10 protein-coding genes, 1 tRNA gene and 1 rRNA gene are annotated in these 25,283 nt (G+C 47.6%); 11 read left to right on the top strand and 1 reads right to left on the bottom strand.

The window, feature by feature from the left end; translation table 11 throughout:
* Window positions 1-2 precede the first annotated feature (2 nt).
* The 5 genes from rrf to H8L32_RS19445 all read left to right on the top strand — a co-directional run bounded on the left by rrf (window position 3) and on the right by H8L32_RS19445 (window position 4,430).
* Window positions 3-115: ribosomal RNA gene (gene rrf / locus H8L32_RS19425) — 5S ribosomal RNA — on the top strand.
* 1,024 nt (window positions 116-1,139) lie between these two features.
* Window positions 1,140-1,829: an aquaporin Z gene (aqpZ, locus tag H8L32_RS19430; protein ID WP_186948929.1), complete on the top strand. Its 690-nt coding sequence runs from the start codon at window positions 1,140-1,142 to the stop codon at window positions 1,827-1,829.
* Window positions 1,830-1,964: 135 nt separating this feature from the next.
* On the top strand, window positions 1,965-2,531 hold the full coding sequence (locus H8L32_RS19435) for a DUF1415 domain-containing protein (protein ID WP_186948930.1): 567 nt from the start codon (window positions 1,965-1,967) through the stop codon (window positions 2,529-2,531).
* Between the two features lie 454 nt (window positions 2,532-2,985).
* On the top strand, window positions 2,986-4,236 hold the full coding sequence (locus H8L32_RS19440) for an aspartate kinase (RefSeq protein WP_186948931.1): 1,251 nt from the start codon (window positions 2,986-2,988) through the stop codon (window positions 4,234-4,236).
* A 102-nt stretch (window positions 4,237-4,338) separates the two neighbouring features.
* A tRNA-Ser gene (locus tag H8L32_RS19445) sits at window positions 4,339-4,430 on the top strand.
* Window positions 4,431-4,584: 154 nt separating this feature from the next.
* Here the strand turns inward: H8L32_RS19445 and H8L32_RS19450 are convergent.
* On the bottom strand, window positions 4,585-5,811 hold the full coding sequence (locus tag H8L32_RS19450) for a glycosyltransferase family 4 protein (protein ID WP_186948932.1): 1,227 nt from the start codon (window positions 5,809-5,811) through the stop codon (window positions 4,585-4,587).
* 340 nt (window positions 5,812-6,151) lie between these two features.
* Between H8L32_RS19450 and H8L32_RS19455 the strand changes: the two genes are divergently transcribed.
* From H8L32_RS19455 to H8L32_RS19480, 6 genes are all read left to right on the top strand, one after another.
* Window positions 6,152-8,305, top strand: a complete 2,154-nt coding sequence (locus H8L32_RS19455) for a peptidase domain-containing ABC transporter (protein ID WP_186948933.1) — start codon at window positions 6,152-6,154, stop codon at window positions 8,303-8,305.
* Between the two features lie 49 nt (window positions 8,306-8,354).
* The gene (locus H8L32_RS19460; protein ID WP_186948934.1) at window positions 8,355-9,203 is read left to right on the top strand and encodes a hypothetical protein; all 849 of its coding nucleotides are present in this window, start codon (window positions 8,355-8,357) and stop codon (window positions 9,201-9,203) included.
* Between the two features lie 294 nt (window positions 9,204-9,497).
* Window positions 9,498-10,004, top strand: a complete 507-nt coding sequence (locus H8L32_RS19465; protein ID WP_186948935.1) for a hypothetical protein — start codon at window positions 9,498-9,500, stop codon at window positions 10,002-10,004.
* A gap of 1,301 nt (window positions 10,005-11,305) precedes the next feature.
* The gene (locus H8L32_RS19470; protein ID WP_186948936.1) at window positions 11,306-22,369 is read left to right on the top strand and encodes a hypothetical protein; all 11,064 of its coding nucleotides are present in this window, start codon (window positions 11,306-11,308) and stop codon (window positions 22,367-22,369) included.
* A gap of 163 nt (window positions 22,370-22,532) precedes the next feature.
* The gene (locus tag H8L32_RS19475) at window positions 22,533-23,912 is read left to right on the top strand and encodes an HlyD family type I secretion periplasmic adaptor subunit (RefSeq protein WP_186948937.1); all 1,380 of its coding nucleotides are present in this window, start codon (window positions 22,533-22,535) and stop codon (window positions 23,910-23,912) included.
* Window positions 23,909-25,273, top strand: coding sequence for a TolC family outer membrane protein (locus H8L32_RS19480; RefSeq protein ID WP_230412315.1), 1,365 nt, complete (start codon window positions 23,909-23,911; stop codon window positions 25,271-25,273). The genes H8L32_RS19475 and H8L32_RS19480 overlap by 4 nt, the downstream gene beginning before the upstream one ends.
* The last annotated feature ends 10 nt before the right edge of the window (window positions 25,274-25,283 follow it).

The following is a 25,283-nucleotide window of genomic DNA, read 5'->3' on the forward strand; positions in this document are numbered from 1 at the left end:
TGCCTGATGACCATAGCTAATCGGTACCACCCCTTCCCATCCCGAACAGGACCGTGAAACGATTACGCGCCAATGATAGTGCTGCAACCAGTGTGAAAGTAGGTTATCGTCAGGCTTTTATTCCGCAAACCCCCGCTCATATACTTGAGTGGGGGTTTTGCTTTTGCGCGGACGGAATAGAGACCGCATCGCAAGCAGTAACAAGCATCAAAACAATCAAAACAACTTCAAGACCTTTCAAATCAACATCAAGACCTCTCAACACAGAGGCACAGAGAATCCACAGAGGGCACCGAGAAAGGCGAGAACAGCAAAAAACACAGAGAAATCTCTGTTTTGACTCTGTGTTCTGGGCTTCTGATCTTATGTTCTTATCTTATTTCTGTCCCGTAGCGCTTCTTCAATGCGTAGGGTGCGCTGCGCGCACCGCTCTCCTGAATAATGTCCTTGACAAACAATAACGAGTACATTCCCTCCCTTTCAAGGGGAGGGTTGGGGCGGGGATGGGTTTCGGTCGATTGACGATGGATGAATTTACGTCGAAAGCCCACCCCATCCCAACCATTTCACCGCGCAGCTTGCAGGCTGCTTAGAAATTTGTGGCACAAAGCTGCGCTTTGCGAATTCCCACAAATCTCCCCGTGAAGGGGACGGAGCTTTAAGCACGACCATTGGCAAATGATATTCAATTGCAGAATTAAGTCTCCGACCTGGAAAAATTACCAGAACACGGCGCGTACTTGACGTTCAGAACGAGTCAGGCACATTATTCCGCACAACAATAAGCCTGCACTGGAGCGACGAATTCAGATCCTTGGAGAGGGCGCTGCTTAGCATCAACAGATTCTCATGCATTTCTCTGTGACTCTGTGACTCTGTGTCTCTGTGCTTAAAGGTCTTGCAGCGCTGAATTTGACCAGCATGGAAATTCAATCTCTCCAGTTTTAATTCACGAATTTTCGATTTTGAAAGACATGTTTATTGCTCGCAATATTCAATTTGTCACACTTCTCATCACAAATTTTAACAATAAGGCAAGATAAATTTGCTATATTGATGCCACTTTGCTTTCAGTTTTGAATGGAATGAGAGTAAGGTGCTTAACATCCATATTCCTCAATAGAAAAGTGAGCGGGCAAATGAAACAATACGGTGCGGAGTTTTTTGGGACGTTCTGGCTGGTGCTGGGAGGCTGCGGTAGTGCAGTGCTGGCGGCAGCCTTTCCGGGTGTGGGTATTGGCTTGCACGGTGTATCGCTGGCCTTTGGTCTGACAGTGTTGACCATGGCTTATGCGATAGGGCATATCTCTGGTTGTCACCTGAACCCAGCCGTATCCATTGGTTTGTGGGCTGGTGGCCGTTTTCCCGCGAATAAGTTGTTACCTTACATTGTGGCTCAGGTATTAGGCGGTATCGTGGCGGGTGGGGTGTTATACCTGATCGCCAGTGGCAAGGCCGGGTTTGATGTATCTGCCGGTTTTGCATCGAATGGTTATGCCGATCACTCGCCAGGCGGCTATTCCTTGCTGGCTGGACTGGTAACAGAAGTCGTGATGACAGCCATGTTTTTGATCATCATCCTGGGGGCGACAGATGCACGTGCACCACAGGGTTTTGCACCGATTGCCATTGGTCTGGGCCTGACATTGATCCATCTGATCAGCATTCCGGTGACCAATACGTCGGTCAATCCGGCGCGCAGTACCGGCGTTGCGCTTTACGTTGGCGGCTGGGCGTTACAACAGTTGTGGCTGTTCTGGATTGCTCCTATTGTTGGCGCGGTGCTTGGTGCAGTTGCTTATAAAGCTATCGCCAGTGAAGACAAATAAATCTGGGTGACTGCTATGTATCTTGCTGGTGAGCTTGCCTGATGGAATGGCCCGCGATTACATTAAATTTTCTGATGTCATGCAGACAGAAAATTGGCATGTTATTCTCGGGCCTTCTTTGTTTTGATGTTGATCATGACCAGCAATCTCCTTAACTCTGCGGATGTCATTGCAGCTACTGAATTGTGGCTGGAAAAGGCTGTTATCGGACTGAATTTATGTCCCTTTGCCAAAGCTGTACAGGTAAAGCAGCAAATTCGCTATATCGTTAGCCAGGCCCGTACGCCGGAAGCCTTGCTGGATGATCTGGCGCGAGAATTGGAATTGCTGGCAGAAGCAAATCCGGAAACAATCGAAACGACGCTACTGATTCACCCGATGACTTTAAATGATTTTCTGGATTTCAATGATTTTCTGGATGTCGCCGATGGTCTGCTGGAAGAAGTAGAACTGGATGGTCAACTGCAGATCGCCAGCTTCCACCCGGATTATCAGTTCGCCGGCACCGAGCCGGATGATATTGAAAACTATACCAATCGTGCACCTTTTCCGACTTTACATCTGTTGCGTGAAGAGAGTATAGACAAAGCTGTTCTGGCTTTTCCAGAAGCGGAACAGATTTATGAAAAAAACATGGATACCATGCGTGAACTGGGCCACGAAGGCTGGCGCCGCTTGTTTTCCAAGTATGGCAAAAAATAAACGACTGCTCTGATTTTTATAAAATGCTGACAGCGGCCATATGTATAGCAATTGAATTCTTATATTGATATGCAAATAAGTAATTTGTAATTGTGTCTGGTCACTACATTCTTACAAAATAATATTCCTTCCTATACTGCGGGGAGTATATGAAAGCTGTTCAAGATATATATCTATGGAAGCTGCCTCGACTGAATGCATATACTCCCTGAATATTCACTTTATTCACAGATGTGTCTGGATACGCATCTTCATGCGGTATTGCAGTTTTTCGTCATTCCCACGCAAATAACTTAATTTAAATGTAATTTTTCTGTAGAAAATTTGCTTTCACTTCATCAATTGCCACTGTTTCTTCAGAATTTCTGCATGAGAGTGCCTTGTTATTTTGCGGGGCAACATGTACAGTAAGAGGTTGATTTTTCGCATTTTTCACCCTTAGTCTTCTATATCTATGGCTTTAATCGTCCACAAATACGGCGGTACTTCGATGGGTTCGACAGAACGCATCAAGAACGTCGCCAAACGCGTCGCCAAATGGCATGATGCCGGTCACCAGATAGTCGTGGTGCCTTCAGCAATGTCCGGCGAAACCAATCGTATCATCGGTCTCGCAAAAGAAATTTCTGCGCAACCTGATCCACGTGAACTCGACATGATCGCCTCTACCGGCGAGCAAGTGTCGGTCGGCTTGCTGGCTCTGGCCTTGCAGGCCATAGGCAAGCAGGCTGTGTCGTATGCAGGCTGGCAGGTAGCCATCAAAACTGATTCTGCCCACACCAAGGCACGTATCGCTTCGATTGACGATGCCAAAGTCAAAGCCGATCTTGACGCAGGCAAAATTGTCATTATTACCGGCTTCCAGGGTGTGGATGACAAGGGCAATATCACGACCCTTGGCCGTGGCGGTTCTGATACGTCTGCGGTGGCTGTGGCTGCTGCCCTGAAGGCGCAGGAATGCCTGATTTACACAGACGTAGATGGTGTCTACACGACCGATCCACGCGTGGTTTCTGATGCCCGTCGTCTGAATACCGTGACTTTCGAAGAAATGCTGGAGATGGCATCGCTGGGTTCCAAGGTATTGCAAATTCGCTCGGTCGAATTTGCCGGTAATTACCGCATGCCTACCCGCGTCTTGTCATCACTGACTGACCCTTTAATGCCGCTGGAAGAAGAAGCAAAATCCGGCACCCTGATTTCGTTTGAGGAAGATACACACATGGAACAAGCTACCATCACCGGCATCGCGTTTAACCGTGATGAAGCAAAGATCACCGTTTTGGGTGTGCCGGACAAACCAGGCATCGCCTACCAAATTCTGGGACCTGTTGCCGATGCCAATATCGAAGTCGACATGATCATCCAGAATCAGTCGGTAGAAGGCAAGACTGATTTCACCTTCACGGTACCACGTGGTGAATACACCAAGGCCATGGAAGTGCTGGAAGGCAGCGTCAAGGCGCATATCGGTGCCGGCAGCATCGTTGGTGACTCCAAGGTATCGAAGGTATCTGTGGTCGGCGTAGGCATGCGTAGCCATGTGGGTATTGCATCCCAGATGTTCCGCACCCTGTCGGAAGAGAGCATCAACATTCAGATGATTTCCACATCAGAGATCAAAATCTCTGTATTGATCGACGAAAAATACATGGAACTGGCCGTGCGTTCCCTGCACAAAGCTTTTGGTCTGGAAAGTGCATAAAAGAAAAGATGATTTTTTTGGGTTGACTGTTGACCAAAATCATTCAAACAGCTATTATCTCGGTCTCGATTGCGACTGAGTAGTTAGCGGTTGTAATAGTGTGGAGATGTGGCCGAGTGGCCGAAGGCACTTCCCTGCTAAGGAAGCATTTGGGGTAACCTGAATCGTGAGTTCGAATCTCACCATCTCCGCCAGCAATACTGAAAAAGCCCCTGGTTTCCAGAGGCTTTTTCTTTTTAATGTTGCGGAAATTTGATGAGGATGCCTTTTTATTAATGCAAAAAAAGCGTTTCTTAAAAATAGTGTGGTGTCATTTCTTGATTGGCATTACTGCCACTGCATGATGAGTTACTTTTTATTTAGTGCCATTTGCAGCAAGTTTAATTGAGCCGGCAGGCAAATGGTTTTAAGGTCGTATCGTTCCAGAATAGTCTTGCGTGCATTCTGTCTTAAAAATGCATATGCCTCAGGTTCTTGCAACACATCAATCACCCGCTGAGCAATTTTCTTAGGGGAAAAGATATCTACCAGCAAGCCATTTTCTCCATCGGTGATTACCTCTTCTACTGGTTGAGTGCCAGATCCCACCACAATGCAACCTGTCGACATGGCTTCGAGCATTGACCAGGACAAGACGAAGGGGTAAGTTAAATAAACGTGTACGGACGATATTTGCAAAATGCGGATATAAGCCGAATAGGGAACTTTGCCTAAAAAATGTACACGGCTTGAATTAATACTACTTCCCAGTTCTTGAAGTAGTTGCTCCCTGAAAGTAATGCCCGAACTTAATTGCGGGCCATAGCTGGTCTCGTCTCCACCAACGATCAGAATATGCGCCTTGGGGCGATTTGCTAATATGGATGGCAGGCTACGCATGAAGCTGGGGAAGCCTCTATACGGCTCCAGGTTGCGCGCAACGTACGTCACTACCTCATCATCAGCCGTTAGCTCAACGTCGCTGTCAGGTATCGCAAAGCGTGCAGACGGGTTGGGTGCTGCTACCTGCGTATCTATGCCTTCATGCGTGATATGTAGTTTGTATTGATATTCTTCAGGATAAAGCGATTTTTGCCAGTTCGTCGGGCATTGCCCAAAATCGGCGGCATCCAGCGCCAGCAAATTGCCAAGATTCTTGGTGCGAATTCTGGGGCCTGTATCGAAAATCAATGGTGGGCCCGGTTCAAACCCAACGTCTGCTCCATGCAGCCTATAAAAAAACTCGAAATAACCGATCAGAGGCGTATCCGGGTAGACATCTTTCAGATACCACGGCTCACCCCAGCCATTGTGCGCAAGCATGACGTCAGGGGTAAAGCCCTGTTCTTTTAATGACAAGGCAACCCGCGCCACATTCTGCGCGTTCAGCACGGCAGCTTCCGTTTCCTGCAAATAATGGTGGATGCCTGCTGTGACAGGGCGCTGTGGCTTATACACAAAATTTTGAACACCAGGCAAACTGGCATCGGTCCTTTGCGTAATAAAAAGCACCTCGTTGCCAGGCGTTGCTCCGAGATGGCGGGCCAGGTGCAAGTATTGACCCGGGAAATTTTGGTGGACGAATAAGACTTTCATGGGATTGGCACTGTACACGATTCACGGTAATTCGAAAATCTACTCATCCCGATTCAATGGCAAAATTTAATTATTTAAATTGTGAAAAAATGTGACATAATATGCGTGCGCGAGCAAAGGTGATTTATTTTTGTATCTGTCGACGTAGGTATCCAGATGTGTTCGGGCACCAATGGGATTGCATATTTACCTGGAAGATCGCACGCATGCGATGTGTTGCAACGGTGGCACCATGCTGCCAATTTCTCTATTTTATTCCTCAGTAACCAGCCTTCAAGCATGATCAGACCCCTTTTTCATATCTGTGCTTGCTGATGCATTCCATAAAGCTTACATCCTGATGTTCGGACGAATTACACGTACTTTATTCCCACGCCAAAATAATCAACCTGAGCAACGGTTGGGGCGCGAAGTGTTTGCCCTTGATGATGTGGTGTGGGCAATGGGCAGCTTTTGCGCCTTGAATCGCAAGCCGTTTGATAGTGGTTTGCTGACACGTCAATTTCCGCCACCGTATACCAGTGATTCTTTTATCCATGCTGGTCGGGCATTAGGTTTTCGTATTAAACGCAAGGACTGCGATAGCAAGGCGATTGCAAGTTTGAGCCTGCCGTGCCTGGCAATACTGCGTGCCAACGTCCTTGATGTGGCTGATACCGGCACGTCAACAATGCCTCTGGTACGACCTGCCATCGTCGTCCAGGTCAACACTGACCATGTCGTGTTATTCGAGGCCGGTAGCAATGTCCCCAAAAACCTTGATCATGCTGCATTTGAACGTGATTATGCCGGGACGGTTTTTCAGCTGACACCAGAAACACAAAGCCCATCTGATCCCGATGCCACCAAAAACGGCAAAGCGATATTCGGATTTAAATGGTTTATTCCAGAGCTGCTGAAACATCGCCGGGTGTGGCGTGATGTGCTCATCGCTTCACTGATCATTCAATTGCTGGCTTTGGGCACGCCTCTGTTTACCCAGGTTGTGATAGACAAAGTAGTGGTCCATCGTACAGAAAGCACCTTGATAGTGATTGGTGTCGGGCTGTTCGTCTTCATGCTGTTCTCCGCATTATTGTCCTGGGTACGCCAGTATCTTGTTTTGCATACAGGTAATCGGGTCGATGCTGTTTTGGGCAGCGCTGTTTTTGAACATCTGTTTAAACTGCCACCCCGTTATTTTGAACACAGGCCAACCGGTGTCATTGCAGCACGCCTGCATGGGGTAGAAACCATACGTGAGTTTGTCGCCAGTGCAGCGGTTACCCTGATTTTGGATTTGCCTTTTTTGCTCATCTTTGTTGGCATCATGTTCTATTACAACGTCACCTTGACGCTGCTGGCATTGTCGCTGATCGCTTTGATCGTCTTGCTTAGCCTGGTGATGGCGCCGATTTTTCGTGACCGTTTAAATCAGCAATTTTTGCTGAGCGCACGCAATCAGGCTTTTGTGACGGAATATGTGTCTGGCCTGGAAACGGTAAAAAGCCTGCAAATGGAACCACAGCTAAGCACGCGTTACGGTAATTACCTGGCGGATTATCTACAGGCAGGCTTTGCCATGAAGCAGATCGCAAATACCTATAACGTGGCAGCCAATGGCCTTGAACAATTAATGTCGCTGCTCGTATTGATGGTGGGCGCCTATACCGTCATGAATGACAGCACCTTTACCATCGGTATGCTGATTGCCTTCCAGATGTTTGCTGGTCGTGTCTCACAACCGATGTTGCGCATAGTCGGGTTGTGGCAGCAATTTCAGCAAGCCAATATGTCGGTGCAGCGCCTGGGCGACATCATGAACGCGCCGGTAGAGCCGTATTCCATTTTGCCAAACCGCCTGCGCGAAAGTCGTGGCAGCATCAGTATAGACAATCTCAGTTTCCGGTATGGCGACAACCTGCCATTTCTGTACAAGGGCTTTAATATGCGGGTAGAACCGGGGCGTGTGATTGCCATCATGGGGCCGTCTGGTTCCGGCAAGAGCACTCTGGCCAAGCTCCTGCAAGGCTTTTATGTGCCGGTTGATGGGCAAATCAAAATCGATGGCAATGACATTCGCCATCTGTCGGCCAACGAATTAAGAAATTACTTTGGTGTAGTGCCGCAAGAGACGGTCCTGTTTTCCGGCACCATACTCGACAATCTGCTAATGGCCAACCCGCTCGCCACCTTCGAGCAGGCGGTTAACGCCAGTCGTATGGCAGAAATGCATGACACCATAGAAAGCCTGCCGCAAGGCTATCAGACAGAAATTGGTGAACGTGGGGTTGGTTTGTCTGGCGGCCAAAAGCAACGCCTGGCCATTGCCCGCGCGTTATTGAAGCAACCCAAAATCCTGGTCTTTGACGAAGCAACCAGCAGCCTGGATACGGAAACGGCAGAACATTTTGCAGCGACCATAAATCAATTGAAAGGGCAAGTCACCATGCTGTTTATTACGCATGCATTGCCGAAGAATTTGATGGTGGATGAGGTGGTGAGGATTGGGTAGGAATCAATTTTAGCAACGCGCTATTAAGGAGATTAAATTGAACCGCCACATGAAAATATTATCTGGATTAATGTTGTTACTCGCGTTTTCTGGGTGTGACAAGAATGAACAAGCAACTAAAGCAAGTGCCATCGCTAAAAGTCTTTGTAATGGATATAAAAAAGAAGTCGGTAAGCTAGTTAGCTACCCTGACTCTAATGCACCTGAAGGCAAGAGATTTATCAATGATTTGATAGAGATTAAAACTGCATCGGGATTCACAATGCGTCTGCCGCCGTTTGTTGGCGGCTTGGGGACACCTAATGAGCGTTGTGAAGCGCAAACAGGACGATTTGATTTTTTTTGGGTTGATGGAAAATTGGTTCCCGATTTTGATTTGAAAACGGGCGCACGAGTACCTAAAGGCGTGATGATTCAATATTTTGTCAAGTTTACGCAGCCAAATAAAATTCAAATTGAAAATTATGGGCAGAATATTTTCCTGCCACCGAGTTATAAATGGATGCTTGAGGGGGCTTTCCCTATTGTTGGATACGAGAAGATTTGGGTGTTGCCTTTTGCTAATTATTATGCTGCTGAACTACGGCCAGAGAGTCGAAAAGATAAAACATTATGGAGATCATCATTGCTATTTACTGAAGTTTTAGATGCTACCGGCTCCTCCGTTTTGTTTTCTTGCGGGCATATAGATTTTAAAGAAGTGGGTGATGGGTTGTCTGTAAGCCTTGATCCTAGATTTGTGACAGATCCAAACAGCACGAAATGTGATTCTGGACTCAATTTCTCGCCCGGTGCAGGTGGCCGTATTGATATTTACTCTCCCCATTTTTTGGAAGAGGGCGCTCAAATCGCTAACGCTGTTATTCGAGAACTAAATTCATATATTGTTAAGGATTAATCAATGCCGTATACCTTTACTGCTGCTGAATAAAGTGAACTGTCAGACGTTAGAGGTTGTGTTCAGTAGACAATGAAGTAACCGGTCGTATGGATGCGAGAACAGCAGAACCTTTTGCATCCAACCATCAATTGAAAGAGCCGGTCACGATGCTGTTTATACGCATGTGGTGCTGAAGAATTTGAGGATTGGGTGAGCATCTAGTGACGGTAATTCTGATTTTGGTCAAATTTGGTCAAGGTTGGGGAGCTGATTTTAGATCACGATTATGTAAGTCTATTGTGCGGAAAAATTATGGGCGGGTTAATTATTATTTTTGTAATTCTTATTTGGGTTACCGGACTCATGTTTTTTATAGAGTTAATCACCCGTAAATTCGCTGATAAGTGGTGGCGGCTAGTGGTTGCAACCCCTATCTTTTTTGTTCTGCTACTTTTACCAATTGCTGACGAAATAATTGGTAAAAGACAATTTGAAAAAATGTGTGAAGAGCAGTCTAAAGTTGTTGTTGATGTGGTAATGGCGAAAGGACGAATTGTACAATTTGATCGTAGCCCATTGAAATATCCTCGCGATACCGCAATCCCTATTACGATTTTGCCCAAAAGATATGTTGATGTAGAAACTGGAGAATTAGTTTTTCATTACAACATTGTTACAGCCAGCGGTGGATTTTTGAGTAGATTTTTGTCACTAACGGAAGATCCTCAGCCGTTTATTTTCACTGCCTTTTGTCGGCCAGACAATCAAGTAGATCAGCTTGAAAGGTTGGGGTTAATTAGTCGCGAAAAAAAGAAATGAAATTTTAGGAGAAAAAATTGGCTTCAACAAATACAGGTACAAGTATGGCAAATATTCACAACGCATTTATCAATGCCATTTTGGCAGACGCATCATATGTAAAGACTTTAGGTAAGAATGAAACGGGTGAAAATCTGGCATCAGAACTAGTGACCCGAATGACCTCGCCGCTCGCGTCGTATATTGGAGAAAATTTTATTGTTCTGGATGTAACGCCACCTAATTTTTCAAGTTTTAACGCGGTGGTATGGAAAGAAATTAGTACTGGTAAAGTATTTGTGTCCATTCGCGGAACGCAAGAATTTCTTGAAGATTTAATTGTGGCAGATATGGATCTTGCAAAATCTGCGCAGGCACGACTTCAATTAGTCGATATGGTTAATTGGTGGTTGAGAATAACTACCCCAGTCGGGCAAACTGCAGCCCAAGTTGGACTTGATTTGGCATTTGCTTTGCCTAATCAAATATTGACGGCGCTTGACCTTATTCCAGTTTCGACAAAATATGTTTCGAAAGATGGTGTTCCGGGCGAAGGTATTATCTCTGCGTCTACACTGATGAATGGCGTACAGGTTGATGGCCACAGTTTGGGAGGGTATCTCGCTTCAGCTTTTACGCGACTCTTTGGTAGTCAAGCCCATGTCGAACATACCTCCACATTTAATAGCGCGGGTTTTGCTCCCGGCTACGAAAAAATTTTTAGTCAGTTACAAAATGTAATTGGTCAAGGCTATGGCAACGCAAGTTTTTCAAACGAATCACAACAGTCAAACTATTTTGCACAGAATGGTTTTAATATCACCACAAATAACGCGTATTTTAGTCAGGTTGGACAAAGGATTCCATTATTTAACGAGAGGGACCTCACCCAAATTGGAAATCATTTTATGTATAAGATTTCCGATTTGTTGGCTTTGGGCGATGCATTGTACAAGCTGGATCCGACCTTAAATATTGATGCTTTGAATACACTTATTTCTGACGGTGCTGGCACTATGGATGCCTCATTGGAGGGAGTGCTGGATGCGGTGAGAAAGATACTTTTTGGCCCCCAAACTGTTCCAACGTTAATTGGCGATTCTTCTGGTAGTAGTTTAACACGCCAGTCTTTTCATTTTAATCTTGAGGATCTTCAAGTTCGCGGCGGCGATGACGGACCGTTTCATCAATTGATGGGCAAGGTTTTTATAGATAAAGCCGCACCAACTTCAGATGAGGCAAAAAAGAATATTGGTGCATTCCTCAGTTTGTACTATTTAGCGCCATTTACATTCCGGACAGATTCGTCAATCGAAACGCAATTGATCACAGCTCAGGGCGATATAGGATCAAAGTGGCTGGCTGATAAATCATTGAGTCAGTCAGACAGGGATTTAGGGAAAGCCAATTTTACAGATCAGTGGTATCTGGATCGTTCGAATTTTATTGCTGCATTCATTGAGGCAAATAATTCGAAAAGCAACAATGCTACGTCGTTTGACCCCAATACCTGGATCATTGCAGATTCGGACAGTAGCCGTACTTTGACGTTGAGCCCCTATTCTGGTGACCCATTGGATCCGCTTGGTAATGCGCAAGGAAGCAGTAATCCCATTGGTCAACTCAATAAAGTTTACTTTGGAAAGCGACTGACTGCGAATTCCATCACTGCAGATAGTTCAAATAGTCATATCTATGGCGGTAATGTAGATGATGTTCTGACTGGTGGAAAAGGGGATGACTATATCGAAGGTGAAGGCGGTGCTGACATTCTTATTGGTGGCGTTGGCAGTGATACTTTGGTAGGTGGAGATGGTGTCGATATTTATCGGTTCTCAACAAATGATGGCTTAGATCAAATCATTGACAGTGATGGTCAGGGTGTTATTTCCATTAATGGACAAAATATTACCGGTGGTGTTGCAGTTGCCAATGGCAACAAAGAATGGATCAGCAACGAAAATAGCAATATCAAGCTTACTTTATTAGAACAGGTTGGTGGAAAGAAAGACCTGGTTATCAATTACGGTAGTGGGGATTTTGTTAACATCAAAAACTTCCACGATGGTGATTTTGGTATTAATTTACAGAACAATGTATTGGCGCTATCTAATACTGGAACTGTACTGAAACCATTGGATCATTATGAGTACAGAAGTGACGGCGTACATAAATCTTATACCGTATATGACGCAAATCTGACTGGCGTCGCAAAGAATGATAATTATTCGGTCGTTACTGACAATGATGCCAACCATGTCTGGATAGGCGATGGCAACTCAAGTATCACCGGCGGAACGGGTAATGATCTTATCGTCACTCAAAATGGTAAAAGTACGATATCCGGTGGTGGCGGACAGGATCTCTTTTTGGTCGGCAATGGTGACAATCAAATCTTTGCAGGGGTTAAAAATACTGATCTTAATTTTAGTGCCATCATTGCTCTTCAAGATACTGCTGTTGCCACAAATTCAAAGGGTGCTTTTATCGCCGTGGGTGACGGCAATAATACGATTGTCGGTGGTAATGGCAATGACGCAATTAGTCTTGGCACGGGAAACAACTATGTAATTTGTGGTCCCGGTTCAGTTACTTTGAGTGGTGGAACAGAAACGACGCTATTAGGTCCAGACTGGACGACTTCAATCGCAGGAGCCTCTGTTAGATACTCGCATGTAGGTGGCGTAGTACTTTCTCCATACAACGCATCCGCTGGATATCAAGGTAATGTTTTAATTGACGACTCGGGGTCCAACCAGGCAGGAGTACCGTTTGGTGTAGGTAACGACACGATCATTGGTGGCAATGGTAATAGCTATTACATGCTTTCCAACGGTAATAATTATTTGGATGCAGGTGATGGCAATGATTATATTCACGCAGGGGTCGGTAATAACAGCATCTTCGGTGGTGGTGGTAATGACACCATTTTTGGTGGTGGCGGCAACAACTACATCGAAACTGGTAGTGGCGACGATTTGGTCGTGTTGCAAGGCGGTAAATCGACGGTCTATGGCGGGTCTGGCAACGATACAATCTATAGTGGTGATTTAGGTGCCAACTGGGCGACATCACAAAAAAATAACAATACCTATCTTGTCGCTGGTACAGGTAATACTGCACTTTATGGTGCGGGTGGTAGCGACACACTTGTTGGTGGGAGTGGCAAAGATTCTTTGTATGCGGGGTCCGGCAAAGAAACCCTGATTGGTGGTAGTGGTAAAACCTTGATGGTCGCTGGGTCAGGGAACGATCATATGAAAGCCGGTACCGGCGATACCACTATGATAGGCGGTGCGGGCAACGATACGATCATTGGTGGTAGCGGCAGGATGGATGTCACTGGTGGTTCTGGCGACGCGACAATTATAGGCGGTAGCGGGGTCGCTCATATCTGGGGCGGGTCGGGTAAAAATATCATTTCTGCTGGCGATGGCGGTGATGCCAGCGAAGCTACTCAGGTGACTGCGGGCGCTGGTGATACCACGATATATGGTGGCCTTGGTATAGATAACATTTTTGCTGGTACCGGCACTAATCTGATTTACAGTGGTGATGGTGGTACCAAAGACAATCCGACAACCGTCTCTTTGAGCAGTGGTGAGGCAACTATCTATGGTGGCGCCGGTGTAGTCCAGATGACTGCGGGAAGTGGTAAGGCAACAATGGTTGCCGGGGCCGGTAGCAACACCTTCTTTGGTGGCATTGGTGCGAGCACTTATAAAATTGATGGCAACAGCGGACAAACTAAAATTAACGATAGTAAAGCAGCCGATACCCTCTTGTTTGGTAATGGTGTGTACTTTACTGATATTACTGTGCGGGTTGAACGATTTTCTAATGGTACCGTGACGACTTTGCAGCTTGAAAGTGGTGCAACAGTTACTATCAATTCTGGTGAGTTAAGTCTGATTAAATTTGCGGATGGTGGAACAACTACGCTGGCCGAACTACAGAGTAATGAAGTCACAATTGGCTCAAAAACATATTCGAAGGTAAGTGCAACTGCAAATACGGGGGTGACCGATCTTGTTATGACCGGTGGAAATGACGTTGTAGCGACAGGTAATGAACTCGACAATGTCATAGTTTCCAACTACGGTAACGATACGCTGATTTCGGGCGGTGGCAATGACACGATGGTCGGGGGTGGCAGTTCAGTCCGCTATGTCATCGGCTCCGGTAGTCAAATCACCACTATTAACAGTAGCCGTGGAGGTGATATTTTAAGTTATGGCACAGGTGTTACCGTTGCCAACCTCAGCGTTTCTGTGACGACTGCAAGCGATGGGAAATCTGTTTATACGCTGACGAACAGTGCTGGCGGATCAACTGTTATCAATGCCAATGCTGATGGCACATCGGTGGACACAATCAGCTTTGCCAATGGTAGTTCTGCATCATTGAGTACCTTGCTTGCTGGAATCCCTAATGGTCCGACTTCTGCCACATCGAGTGTGGACGTTATTCTGCCGTCCGGTATTCGTAATATGACCCTGACTGGTACGGGTAATCTGACGGCGACGGCAAACAATTTTGGTAACGTCATCACTGCCAATGATGGCAATGACATGCTCATTGGCGGAGCAGGGAATGACACGCTGATTGGTGGAATAGGCCAGGACACACTGAAAGGTGGTGGCGGTGACGATTCGCTGGTTGCAGGTAGTGGTAATACCGTCCTGTATGCCGGAAGTGGTAACAACACGCTGGTTGGTGGTCACGGTAATAACCTTTATTACGGTGAAACCGGCAATGACACAATCATTGCTGGCACCGGCAACGATACGCTGGTCGCGGGTAGTGGTAAAGAGGTCTTGCAAATTGCCTCAGACCGTAATCACGTTACCGCCACCTCCACAGCTGGTGCTGATGGTTCTGCCAATGTGTTGTTGACTATACCGATCGCCAACAGTTCTGTGCTGATACAGAATGTGACTGCGTCGCAATCACCAAGTATTCTTTTGGGTGACAAATCAACGGTGACGTTAAGTCAGTTACTGGCTTTAAATCCTGCCAATTCCATTTCTTCTGCAACTGGCATGGTCATGCCTTTAACGGCAGTGAAACTGACGCTGACAGGCAATGCAGATGTCAGCGTCACCGGCAATATGTTCGATGATGTGATTATTGCCAATGCAGGTAATGACACCTTGATTGCAGGAACTGGCAATGACACCCTGGTTGCGGGGGCGGGTAACGCGACCCTGGTCGGTGGTGCCGGCAAAGAGCAATACCTTATCCAGGCTGGCACTGGTAAAACCACGATACAGCAAAGTGCATTGCGTGATAGCCTTGCATATAGCACAGGCGTGCTTGCTTCCAGTTTGACAGCAACTGCTGTCACCAGCAGCGACGGCACAAAAGATGTCACCATCCAGAATAAACTTGGTGGTTCGGTGGTCATCAAAAATTGGTCAGCGAGTTCGTTGAACAATTTTGTTTTTGCTGATGGCAGTACGGTCACTGTTGCACAATTGCTTGGGCAATCGCCGACTGGGCCGACAGCAATGACGTCTTCAACCAGTGTCCCCGTGCTGCCTGCCGGTATTTTGAATCTGACTTTAACAGGTTCAGGTAACCTGACAGCAACAGGCAATGATTTGCCAAACCTGATTACCGCTAATAGTGGCAACGACACCATCACCGCTGGCAGTGGGCCAAGTACGCTGGTTGGCGGCAGTGGCAACAGCGTGTTGATTGGCGGTACGGGTGACGATACCCTGATCGCAGGTGCAGGTCTGACTACACTGATAGGTGGCGCTGCTGGCACGAAAGATACTTTCGTGATCAACAATGCAGCAGATGTCATTATTGCTGGGGCCGGTGCGGCCAACCATATTGAACAATCAAGCGTGAGCGTAACGGCTGCGGATGGATTGTTGCAGTTGACCGGCATCGGTTCAGACAATATCGTGCTGACAGCCAATAATCTCAACGATATCATCACAGCCAATTCAGGCAATGACACGTTGGTTGCCGGAACCGGTAATTCCACTCTGGTAGGTGGCACCGGTGCTGATACTTTCCTGATACGGAGTGGTACTGGCAATACGACCATTACCAAAACGTCCGCTCAGGACCGACTGACATTTGGTGCCGGTATAGGATTGAATACGTTGTCGGCAACGACAGCAAGGCAAGCTGACGGCTCGTACACCCTGACGGTGGTCAGCAGCACAAGTGGATCAGTCATCATTCCTAACTGGAATGCCAATGTCCTGAACCAGATTAATTTTGCGGATGGAAGCACCTATAGTTTAGGTCGTCTGTTGGCGCAAGCGACTACCGGCCCGACTGCAGCAACGTCTGCCTACAATATCAGGATGGCTGCTGGTGTACAGCATTTAACGCTTACTGGCAGCTCAAATCTTGTTGTGTACGGTAATGAACTGGACAACGTCATTGTTGCCAATAATGGTAATGACACCATCTATGCAAGTGATTTTTTCCGTGGTTCAGGCATAGGTGGCAATGCGACCCTGATCGGTGGTAGTGGCAATAGTGAACTGGATGCTGGTTTTGGTGACGCCACACTGATTGCCGGTAGTGGTTTGGTTACCATGGTCGGCGGGGCAGACAATACCCACGATACTTTCATCGTCAATAATTCATCTGATGTTTTGCTGGCCGGCCCTGGCAATGCTTCTTTCACCGTCCAAACATCGGTCAGTTTTACCTTACCGAATGCTATTGCAGGGCATACTACCAGCCTGGTTGCCACAGGCAGTGATAATCTCACTCTCAAAGGCAATTCTGGCGCATCCACGATTATTGCCAATAGCGGTAATGACGTGCTGATAGCGGGGTCAGGTAATGACACACTGGTTGCCGGCAGTGGCAGCGATACCTTGACAGGTGGTGCTGGCTCTGTGACTTACCTCGTCAGCAAGGGTAACGGCAATGTGACTGTGACCAATAGCAGCACCAGAGATACTTTGCAATTTGGTGCCGGCATCACATCTGCCAACGTCAGCTATAGCAATGCACTGGTAGCTAATGTGCAGACCATGACGTTTAGCGTAGCTGGTGGGCCGAGTATTGCCGTACAGGGCAATCTGGGTAAAGTACGCTTTGCTGATGGTAGCTATAACACGTATGTCAGTGATGGTTTGGGAAATACGACGATCAGCAATTACGCTGTTGTCAGTAAGCCGACGACCAATTACATATACCTGGGAAGTACCGATACCAATATAGATGGTGGTAATTTAAGTGTGTTTGTGCAAGGAAATGCCGGTGGCTTGACTTCGGTAAACAAGATCATTGCAGGCAATAACTCCAATATCAGTGATATTGCTATTTCGGTTTCAGGCAAATATCTGTATGCCTCAAGCCGGACTGTTGACGTCAATACCAATAGCAATGTGTGGGAATATGCCATAGCGGCAGACGGCACATTGACAATGATCGGCGCTACGGCAACCATGGGCAACGGAGTCAATTCTAATGGTAGTGTGCGTGCATCAGGTATCACTTTTGATCCGACCGGACGTTATGCTTACACGATTAACTTTGGTAACTATATTTCCCAATTTACAGTTGCTCAAAACGGGGCCTTGACACCGCTTTCGACACCAAACATTACCTCTAGTACTGCTAAAAGTATCATTATTGACCCAACGGGGAAATATGCTTACGTCGCTGAAAACGGCAATTCACCGAGCGTGCTCCAGTTCAATATTGGTGCTGACGGGGCATTGACCCCGATGGCTACAGCTAGGGTTACTGGAACCGTCAGCTATCAATTCTCAGCAAGTGCCAAACCAGTTATTGATCCTTCAGGTAAATTCCTGTTCTATGGACCGGCTGAATATAGCATTGGTGCAAATGGCCAGTTGACCTTCATGGGTAATGTCTTTGAAACGGGTGGATTGATTAGCCAGGTTGTTATCGACAAGTCTGGCAAATATGTTTATCAGATCAGTTCGAACGGAACGGGTATCTATGGCTATAACCTCAATGCCAATGGCTCTGTCACTGCGTTGCCAACACAAATAACGGCATCTGGCACGGCCATGAGTGCCTTGACGATTGATCCCTCAGGCAAATTCATTTATGCAGCAGCCAATGCAGGCGCAGTCATGCTTGAATATGCCATTGGGGCCGATGGTGTGCTGTCACCATTAGTTAATTCATCGATCAATACCAACATAGGCAGCAGTATCTCCTATACGACTTTTGCAATCGCCACAGCTACAGAAAACACGTCTTCCATCGTATCAACCGTCCTGTCCAACGACAGTTGGACCAAGGCAGATGGTAGCTATGGAAGTAATGTGTACAACGTAGACGGAAGCAGTAGCGGCACTGTCCACAACGTCAATGGCACGGTAACAACCTATACCAACGATGGCGTCACACTTTCCACATCCGGCAGCTATGTTGCGCCAGGTACGACGATCAACCTGAAAGGCACTGGTACAGCGGACATCAGTCTGACTGGTAACAGTCAGGCTAACGTCATTACCGCCAATGCCGGTAACGACACCTTGATTGCAGTGGGGGCAAATGACACATTGATAGGTGGTACTGGTAAAGACACATTGTCAGGCGGAACTGGCAACACGACTTATGTGTTTAATAAAGGTAATGGCAACACGACTATCAATCAAACAGCCAACACCGATACCCTGAAATTTGGTACAGGCATTACTGCTGCTGACATCGTCGCCAGTTCAACCGGTAGTGGCACTACAACAATCGTGACCTTGACTATCGCCAGTGGGGGTGTAATTGTTCTCAACAACAATGCGCTGACGCAGGTTAGTTTTGCTGACGGCAGCACTTCGACCATTAGCAAATTGCTGGGCGCAGCGAGTACTTTGTATTCTTCCACCAGTGTTGTCATGCCAGCCGGTATCACGTCACTGATATTGACAGGCACTGCTGACATCAGTGGTACAGGCAATAGTCTTAGCCATACCATCACTGCAAATAGCGGTAATGACACATTGATTGCAGGCAGTGGGCCAGCAACGCTGATCGGTGGCGTCGGCAATGATACTTTTGTCTTGAATAAGGCGGGAGATGTCATTGTCGAAGGTGCGACTAACGGTGTTGATACCGTGCAGGTGCCATTCAGCTATACAGTACCGGATGGCGTACGCAATATCACAGGTACGGGCAATGCCAGCATCACCTTGACAGGCAACGGGCTAGCCAATGTGATTACTGGAAATGCAGGTAATGACACACTGGTTGCGGGTGCAGGCCTGGCGACTTTGGTTGGTGGAACAGGCAATAACGTGTTTGTTGTAAATAATACCGCTGACGTTATCACTCAGGCAGCCAATACCAATACCAATCTTGTTCAGACGTCGGTCAGCTATACATTGCCAGCCAATGTACAGAATATCACTGGCACGGGTAGCGCCAATATCACGCTGACGGGAAACAACCTGGCCAATGTGATTACAGCCAATACCGGTAATGACACCCTGATTGCAGGGGCAGGAAACGATACACTGGTCAGTGGTATAGGTAAAAACACGCTGACAGGCGGCGCTGGCAACACCACTTATGTCTATAACAAAGGAAATGGCCAAACCACAATTACACAAAGCGCCAGTGGCGATACGTTGAAATTTGGAACAGGTCTTACAGCGGCGGATATTCACGCCAGTTCAACAGGCAGCGGCAGCTCTACTGTCGTGACCATGACAGTGACTGGTGGCGGGTCAGTGATTGTGAATGGCAATACGCTGGCACAGGTTAGTTTTGCTGATGGCAGCACATCCACAATCACTAAATTGCTTGGGGCTGCAACGACCCTATATTCGGCGACTAGTGCTGTTATGCCAGCAGGTATAACGTCATTGGTGCTGACGGGTACTGCCAATATTACCGGCACTGGCAATACCACGGCCCACACGATCACGGCAAACAGCGGGAACGATACGTTGATAGCTGGCAGTGGCTTAGCTACCTTGATTGGCGGCACCGGAAACGACACATTTGTGGTCAATAATATTGCAGACGTAATTGTGCAGGATGTTGATACCAATCCCAATCTGGTTCAAACCTCAGTCAGTTACACCTTACCAGCCAATGTGAAAAATATCACCGGTACAGGTACCGCGAATATCACCCTGACAGGCAATAACCTGACGAATATCATCACGGCCAACTCAGGTAATGACACCCTGGTTGCCGGCAGTGGTGTGGCAACGCTGGTAGGTGGTGCAGGCAGCAATGTATTTGTGGTTAACAATACCGCAGACGTTGTCACTCAGGCCGCCAATTCGAAGACACATCTGGTGCAGACTTCTGTCAGCTACGCTGTGCCTGCGAATGTGCAAAACATTACTGGTACTGGAACGGCAAATATCACGCTGACCGGTAATACGCTGTCGAATGTGATTACCGGCAATGCTGGCAATGACACACTTGTGGCGGGTACTGGCGTGGCTACTTTGGTAGGTGGTGCTGGCAGCAATGTATTTGTGGTCAACAATACAGCAGACGTTGTTACTCAGGCCGCCAATTCGAAGACACATCTGGTGCAGACTTCTGTCAGCTACGTTGTGCCTGCGAATGTGCAAAACATTACCGGTACTGGAACGGCAAATATCACCCTGACCGGTAATACGCTGTCGAATGTGATTACCGGCAATGCAGGCAATGACACCCTGGTTGCAGGCAGTGGCGTGGCTACTTTGGTAGGTGGTGCTGGTAGCAATGTATTTGTGGTCAACAATACCGCAGACGTTGTTACCCAGGCCGCCAATTCCAAGACACATCTGGTACAGACTTCCGTCAACTATGTGTTACCAGCCAATGTGCAGAACATTACTGGCACCGGGACAGCAAATATTACTTTGACCGGTAACAGCATGGCGAATGTGATTACTGCTAACTCCGGTAACGATACTCTGGTTGCCGGCAGTGGTGTGGCAACGCTGGTAGGTGGGGCAGGTAGCAACGTGTTTGTGGTTAACAATACCGCAGACGTTGTTACCCAGGCTGCTAATTCGAAAACGCACCTGGTGCAGACCTCTGTCAGCTACGTCGTGCCTGCCAACGTGCAGAACATTACTGGCACCGGCACGGCAGATATCACACTGACAGGTAATACGTTATCGAATGTGATTACTGGAAATGCAGGGAATGACACACTGATTGCAGGTACAGGTCTGGCAACCTTGATAGGTGGAACGGGCAATAACGTCTTTGTTATCAATAATGCGTCTGACGTGATTACTCAGGCAGCCAATACCAATACCAATTTGGTACAGACGTCGGTGAGCTATACCTTGCCAGCAAACGTACAAAATATGACTGGCACAGGTAGCGGCAATATCACCCTGACAGGCAATTCTTTGAACAATGTGATTACCGGTAATGCTGGCGCCCACAAACTGGTGGCGGGTGCTGGTGACGATACCTTGATCGCAGGATCAGGTCTGGCAACGATGACCGGTGGGGCAGGCAATGTCACCTTCTATGTTAACAATGCGGCTGACGTAGTTGTTGCACAAAGCGGTACCAATCTCAACAAGGTGTATTCGTCGGTAAGCTATACAGCTCCAGCCAATGTGCAGGATTTGTTTTTGACAGGAAGCGCAGCCCTGACTGCTACTGGTAATAGCGGCAACGGCATTATTGTTGCGAATAGCGGTGCTGATACACTGGTCGGTGGTTCGGGTGTGTATGTACTTGAAGCAGGAAATGGGGCCAGTACATTGAAAGATACGGCAGGTGCCAATGTGATGGTTGGTGGTGCAGGCAATACCACCATGATAGGTGGTACCGGGGCCCAATATATTGCTGCGGGTGCGGGTACAAATACGATCACTTTGGGGGCCGGTACAGCAGTGGTTGGCGTTAACGCCGGTGATGGAAAATCTACCATTACTGCTGGTGCCGGTGTGTCAAACACACTGTCGCTGGGTGGCGGAATAGACTATGCCAACCTGACTTTCAGTAAGAGTGGCAATAATCTGATACTCGGTACAGGTGGTGCCAACACAATCACTTTCCAAAATTGGTATAGCTCGACTGCGAATCAAAATTTTGTCAATCTGCAGGTGATTGAACAGGCCGCCAGCACTTACAACGCCAGCTCAACCAATGTCTTGTACAACCAGGCAGTGGAAGAGTTTGACTTCAAGAAGCTGGTTACCTTGTTCAATACCGCCCTTGCCGCAACGCCAACCATGACCAGCTGGAACCTGATGAGCAGTATGTTGACTGCACATCTGAGTGGTAGCAGTACGACAGCCATCGGCGGTGATCTGGCCTACTATGATGGTTTGCGTGGCAACCTGACAGGTATCAATCTGGCGACGGCAGTGAGCACATTGCAAAGTGCTTCATATGGCAAGACGGCGCAGACGATTGATGCCTGGGCTGGTATCAGTAACAGCAATAATCGCATTCAATAATAGATAGCGACTCGTATGCCGTAGCAGCTTTAACGAGGTGACGCATTGATTGATTTAAATTGATGCGTCACTAATCGTTGTGGTGGCTGCAATGAATAGACTTGAATTGAATTTAAGGGAATAAATGTGAAGCGGTATGCAGTAACAATAAAGAGTGTTCGCCATGAGTAAAGAATCAGGGCGTCAGGAAAACGTGTTGTCACCAGATGCCCTGGATTTTGCTCCAGGATTGCTGGCCATTCAGGATAGCCCACCGGCGCGTCTGCCAAGGGTGACGCTGTATATGGTGGCAACATTGTTTCTTGTCTTGATCGTATGGGCTGTTTTTGGGCGGCTTGATATCGTTGCCAGTGCAGAAGGGCGTCTGGTGCCGCAATCGTATGTCAAGATAGTTCAGCCTGCAGATGCCGGTATCGTTCAGGAAATATTGATACAGGATGGTCAGCATGTCGTCGCTGGTCAGGTCTTGATGCGCATGGATACCAAAGATGCAACAGCCGATGGAAGTACGTTGCAGACACAGTTAGCTTTGCGTTCTTTGCAATTGAGAAGAATCGATGCGGAATTGAATAACAAGCCTATGCTCAAAATGGCAGGCGATCCGGATGATTTATTGAGCCGTATTCTGTCCCAGTACACCGATCACCGGCGCGTGTATACCGATGCAATGGAACAGATTCGCCAGACGAATGAACGAGCCACTCATGATGCATCTTCCGGTAGGGAAGTGTTGGGGAAATTACGTGAAGTTGTGCCCCTCCTGAAGCAACAGGCGGAATCTTATGCCGAGATGGGTAAGGATGGTTATGTGGCGCAGCTGCAAGTGCAAGAGAAGCAGCGTGAATATATAGAAAAATCACGTGACCTGAAAGCACAGGAATCTACCTTGGCCAGTTTGGAGTCGGCGGTGATCGGGACAGTCAAACAAATGGCTGAGTTGACTTCCAAGTACCGTAGCGAGCTACAAAATGAGCGTATCGATGCAGAAGGGCAGTATCGAAAATTGCAGCAGGATATGGTCAAACATGAACACAAGACCAGTTTGCTGGAGTTGAAGGCACCACAAGCCGGTATTGTCAAAGATTTGGCAACGCACACCGCAGGTACGGTAGTTTCACCAGGAACAGTGCTCTTGTCGCTGGTACCTGACAATGAAGCGCTCGTAGCCGAGATCATGGTAAAAAACGATGATGTGGGTTTTGTTTATCCACACCAGAATGTCAAGGTAAAACTGGCTGCTTACCCGTTCCAGCAGTATGGCATGCTGGATGGCGAAGTGCTGACCATTGGTGCAGATGCCAGTGACATGCAGCAGGCATCACAAGGTAGCTCGGCGAAAGAGAGAGAGAAGTCCGGCTCAGCCACGATCTATAAGGCACTTATCAGCTTGAAGTCACAACAGCTGGATATCGATAATAAACAATATAAATTGTTACCAGGCATGCAGGTGATTGCAGAAATCAATCAAGGGAAACGTACTGTTCTGGAATATATTTTGTCGCCGTTACAAAAAACCGTGAAAGAAAGTGGGCGCGAGCGATGAGCAGTGCCCGAACTTTTATGCTGGCCAAGATAGAAATGCATTGGAAGATTGCAGGCTTGTTTGTTATAAGCTTGCTTGCTTCACCAGCAGTAGATGCCAGTGATCTGATGGAGGCATATCGCCTGGCGCAGCTTGGTGACCCAGCCTTCCAGGCTGCAACATATGCGCTGGAGACCGCTCGTCAAAAAATCCCCCAGGCGCGCGCAGGTTTGCTGCCGGTGGTGTCCATGACTGGCAATGAAGGTACTACCAGTGCGACAACCACTTTCTCTGATGTATTGCCTGTTGACCGTAACATGCGTGCATGGAGTTGGAATTTGCAACTCACGCAACCATTGTTGCGTGTTGGAAGCTTGTACGCGTATCGTGAGTCCGGTTATCTGGTAATGCAGGCGGAAGCCCAATTTGCACAAGCGCAGCAAGATTTGTTCTTGCGTGTTGCTCAGGCTTACTTTGGTGTATTGGTGGCACAAGATGCCATTGCCGCTGCAGAGGGACAGGTCACAGCTCTGGTACAACAGCAGGCAATCGTAAGCCGGGGCTTGCAACTTGGTACGCATGCAGTAACTGATGTGGATGACACGAAGTCACGGCTGGGCAGTGCACGCGCGCAACGCATTGCCGCGAGTAATACATTGGAGAGTGCGCAGGCCGATCTGGAGAAAGTCACTGGCAAAGCCATGGACAATCTGGCTTTTTTGAAACCGGCCGCCTTACCTTCACCGCCAAGTCCCATGAATAGTCGAGCATGGATGGATGAAGCACGTAGCAGTTATCCTTTGGTGCGTGCTCAGCGCTCGGCCTTGGACGCTGCCAGAGAAACCATCAAGAAAACGCGTTCAGAACATCTGCCCAGCCTGGATTTGGTGGCGAATTACGGCAGTAATTACAGTTCGCGAAGCTTGAGTACGCCAAGTGACTATAGTACGCGTGTTAACCAGCGTCAGATTAGCTTGCAATTGACTGTTCCATTGTTTGCTGGTGGGGCGGTGAACTCCAGGGTTGCCGAAGCAATTGCCAACATGAAAAAATTGGAGGCTGATCTGGAAGCCGCCAGCAGACAGGCGGCGACCGATGCGAGACAGGCTTTTGCGGGAGTCATTAATGGCCTGGCACTGATTGATTCTCTTAATATTGCTGTTGAATCAGGGCTGAACGCTGTGAAAGGTAACCAGGCAGGCTATCGCCTGGGCATTCGTGTCAATGTTGATGTGCTGAATGCACAACAGCAACTTTACAATGCACAGAAAGATTTATCAAAGGCGCGTTACGATACTTTGTTGCAAGGATTGAAACTCAAGGCCGCCACTGGTGCATTGAATGAGGCAGATTTAAATGCTCTTAATTCAATGTTGCAATAATTGAATTTAT

The organism is Undibacterium hunanense (assembly GCF_014284335.1).
In the GTDB taxonomy this organism is placed as follows: domain Bacteria; phylum Pseudomonadota; class Gammaproteobacteria; order Burkholderiales; family Burkholderiaceae_D; genus Undibacterium; species Undibacterium hunanense.

Coding starts and splice junctions, on each gene's coding strand:
- aqpZ (WP_186948929.1), top strand. CDS start 1,140: ATGAAACAATACGGTGCGGAGTTTTTTGGGACGTTCTGGCTGGTGCTG.
- H8L32_RS19435 (WP_186948930.1), top strand. CDS start 1,965: ATGACCAGCAATCTCCTTAACTCTGCGGATGTCATTGCAGCTACTGAA.
- H8L32_RS19440 (WP_186948931.1), top strand. CDS start 2,986: ATGGCTTTAATCGTCCACAAATACGGCGGTACTTCGATGGGTTCGACA.
- H8L32_RS19450 (WP_186948932.1), bottom strand. CDS start 5,811: ATGAAAGTCTTATTCGTCCACCAAAATTTCCCGGGTCAATACTTGCAC.
- H8L32_RS19455 (WP_186948933.1), top strand. CDS start 6,152: ATGTTCGGACGAATTACACGTACTTTATTCCCACGCCAAAATAATCAA.
- H8L32_RS19460 (WP_186948934.1), top strand. CDS start 8,355: ATGAAAATATTATCTGGATTAATGTTGTTACTCGCGTTTTCTGGGTGT.
- H8L32_RS19465 (WP_186948935.1), top strand. CDS start 9,498: ATGGGCGGGTTAATTATTATTTTTGTAATTCTTATTTGGGTTACCGGA.
- H8L32_RS19475 (WP_186948937.1), top strand. CDS start 22,533: ATGAGTAAAGAATCAGGGCGTCAGGAAAACGTGTTGTCACCAGATGCC.
- H8L32_RS19480 (WP_230412315.1), top strand. CDS start 23,909: ATGAGCAGTGCCCGAACTTTTATGCTGGCCAAGATAGAAATGCATTGG.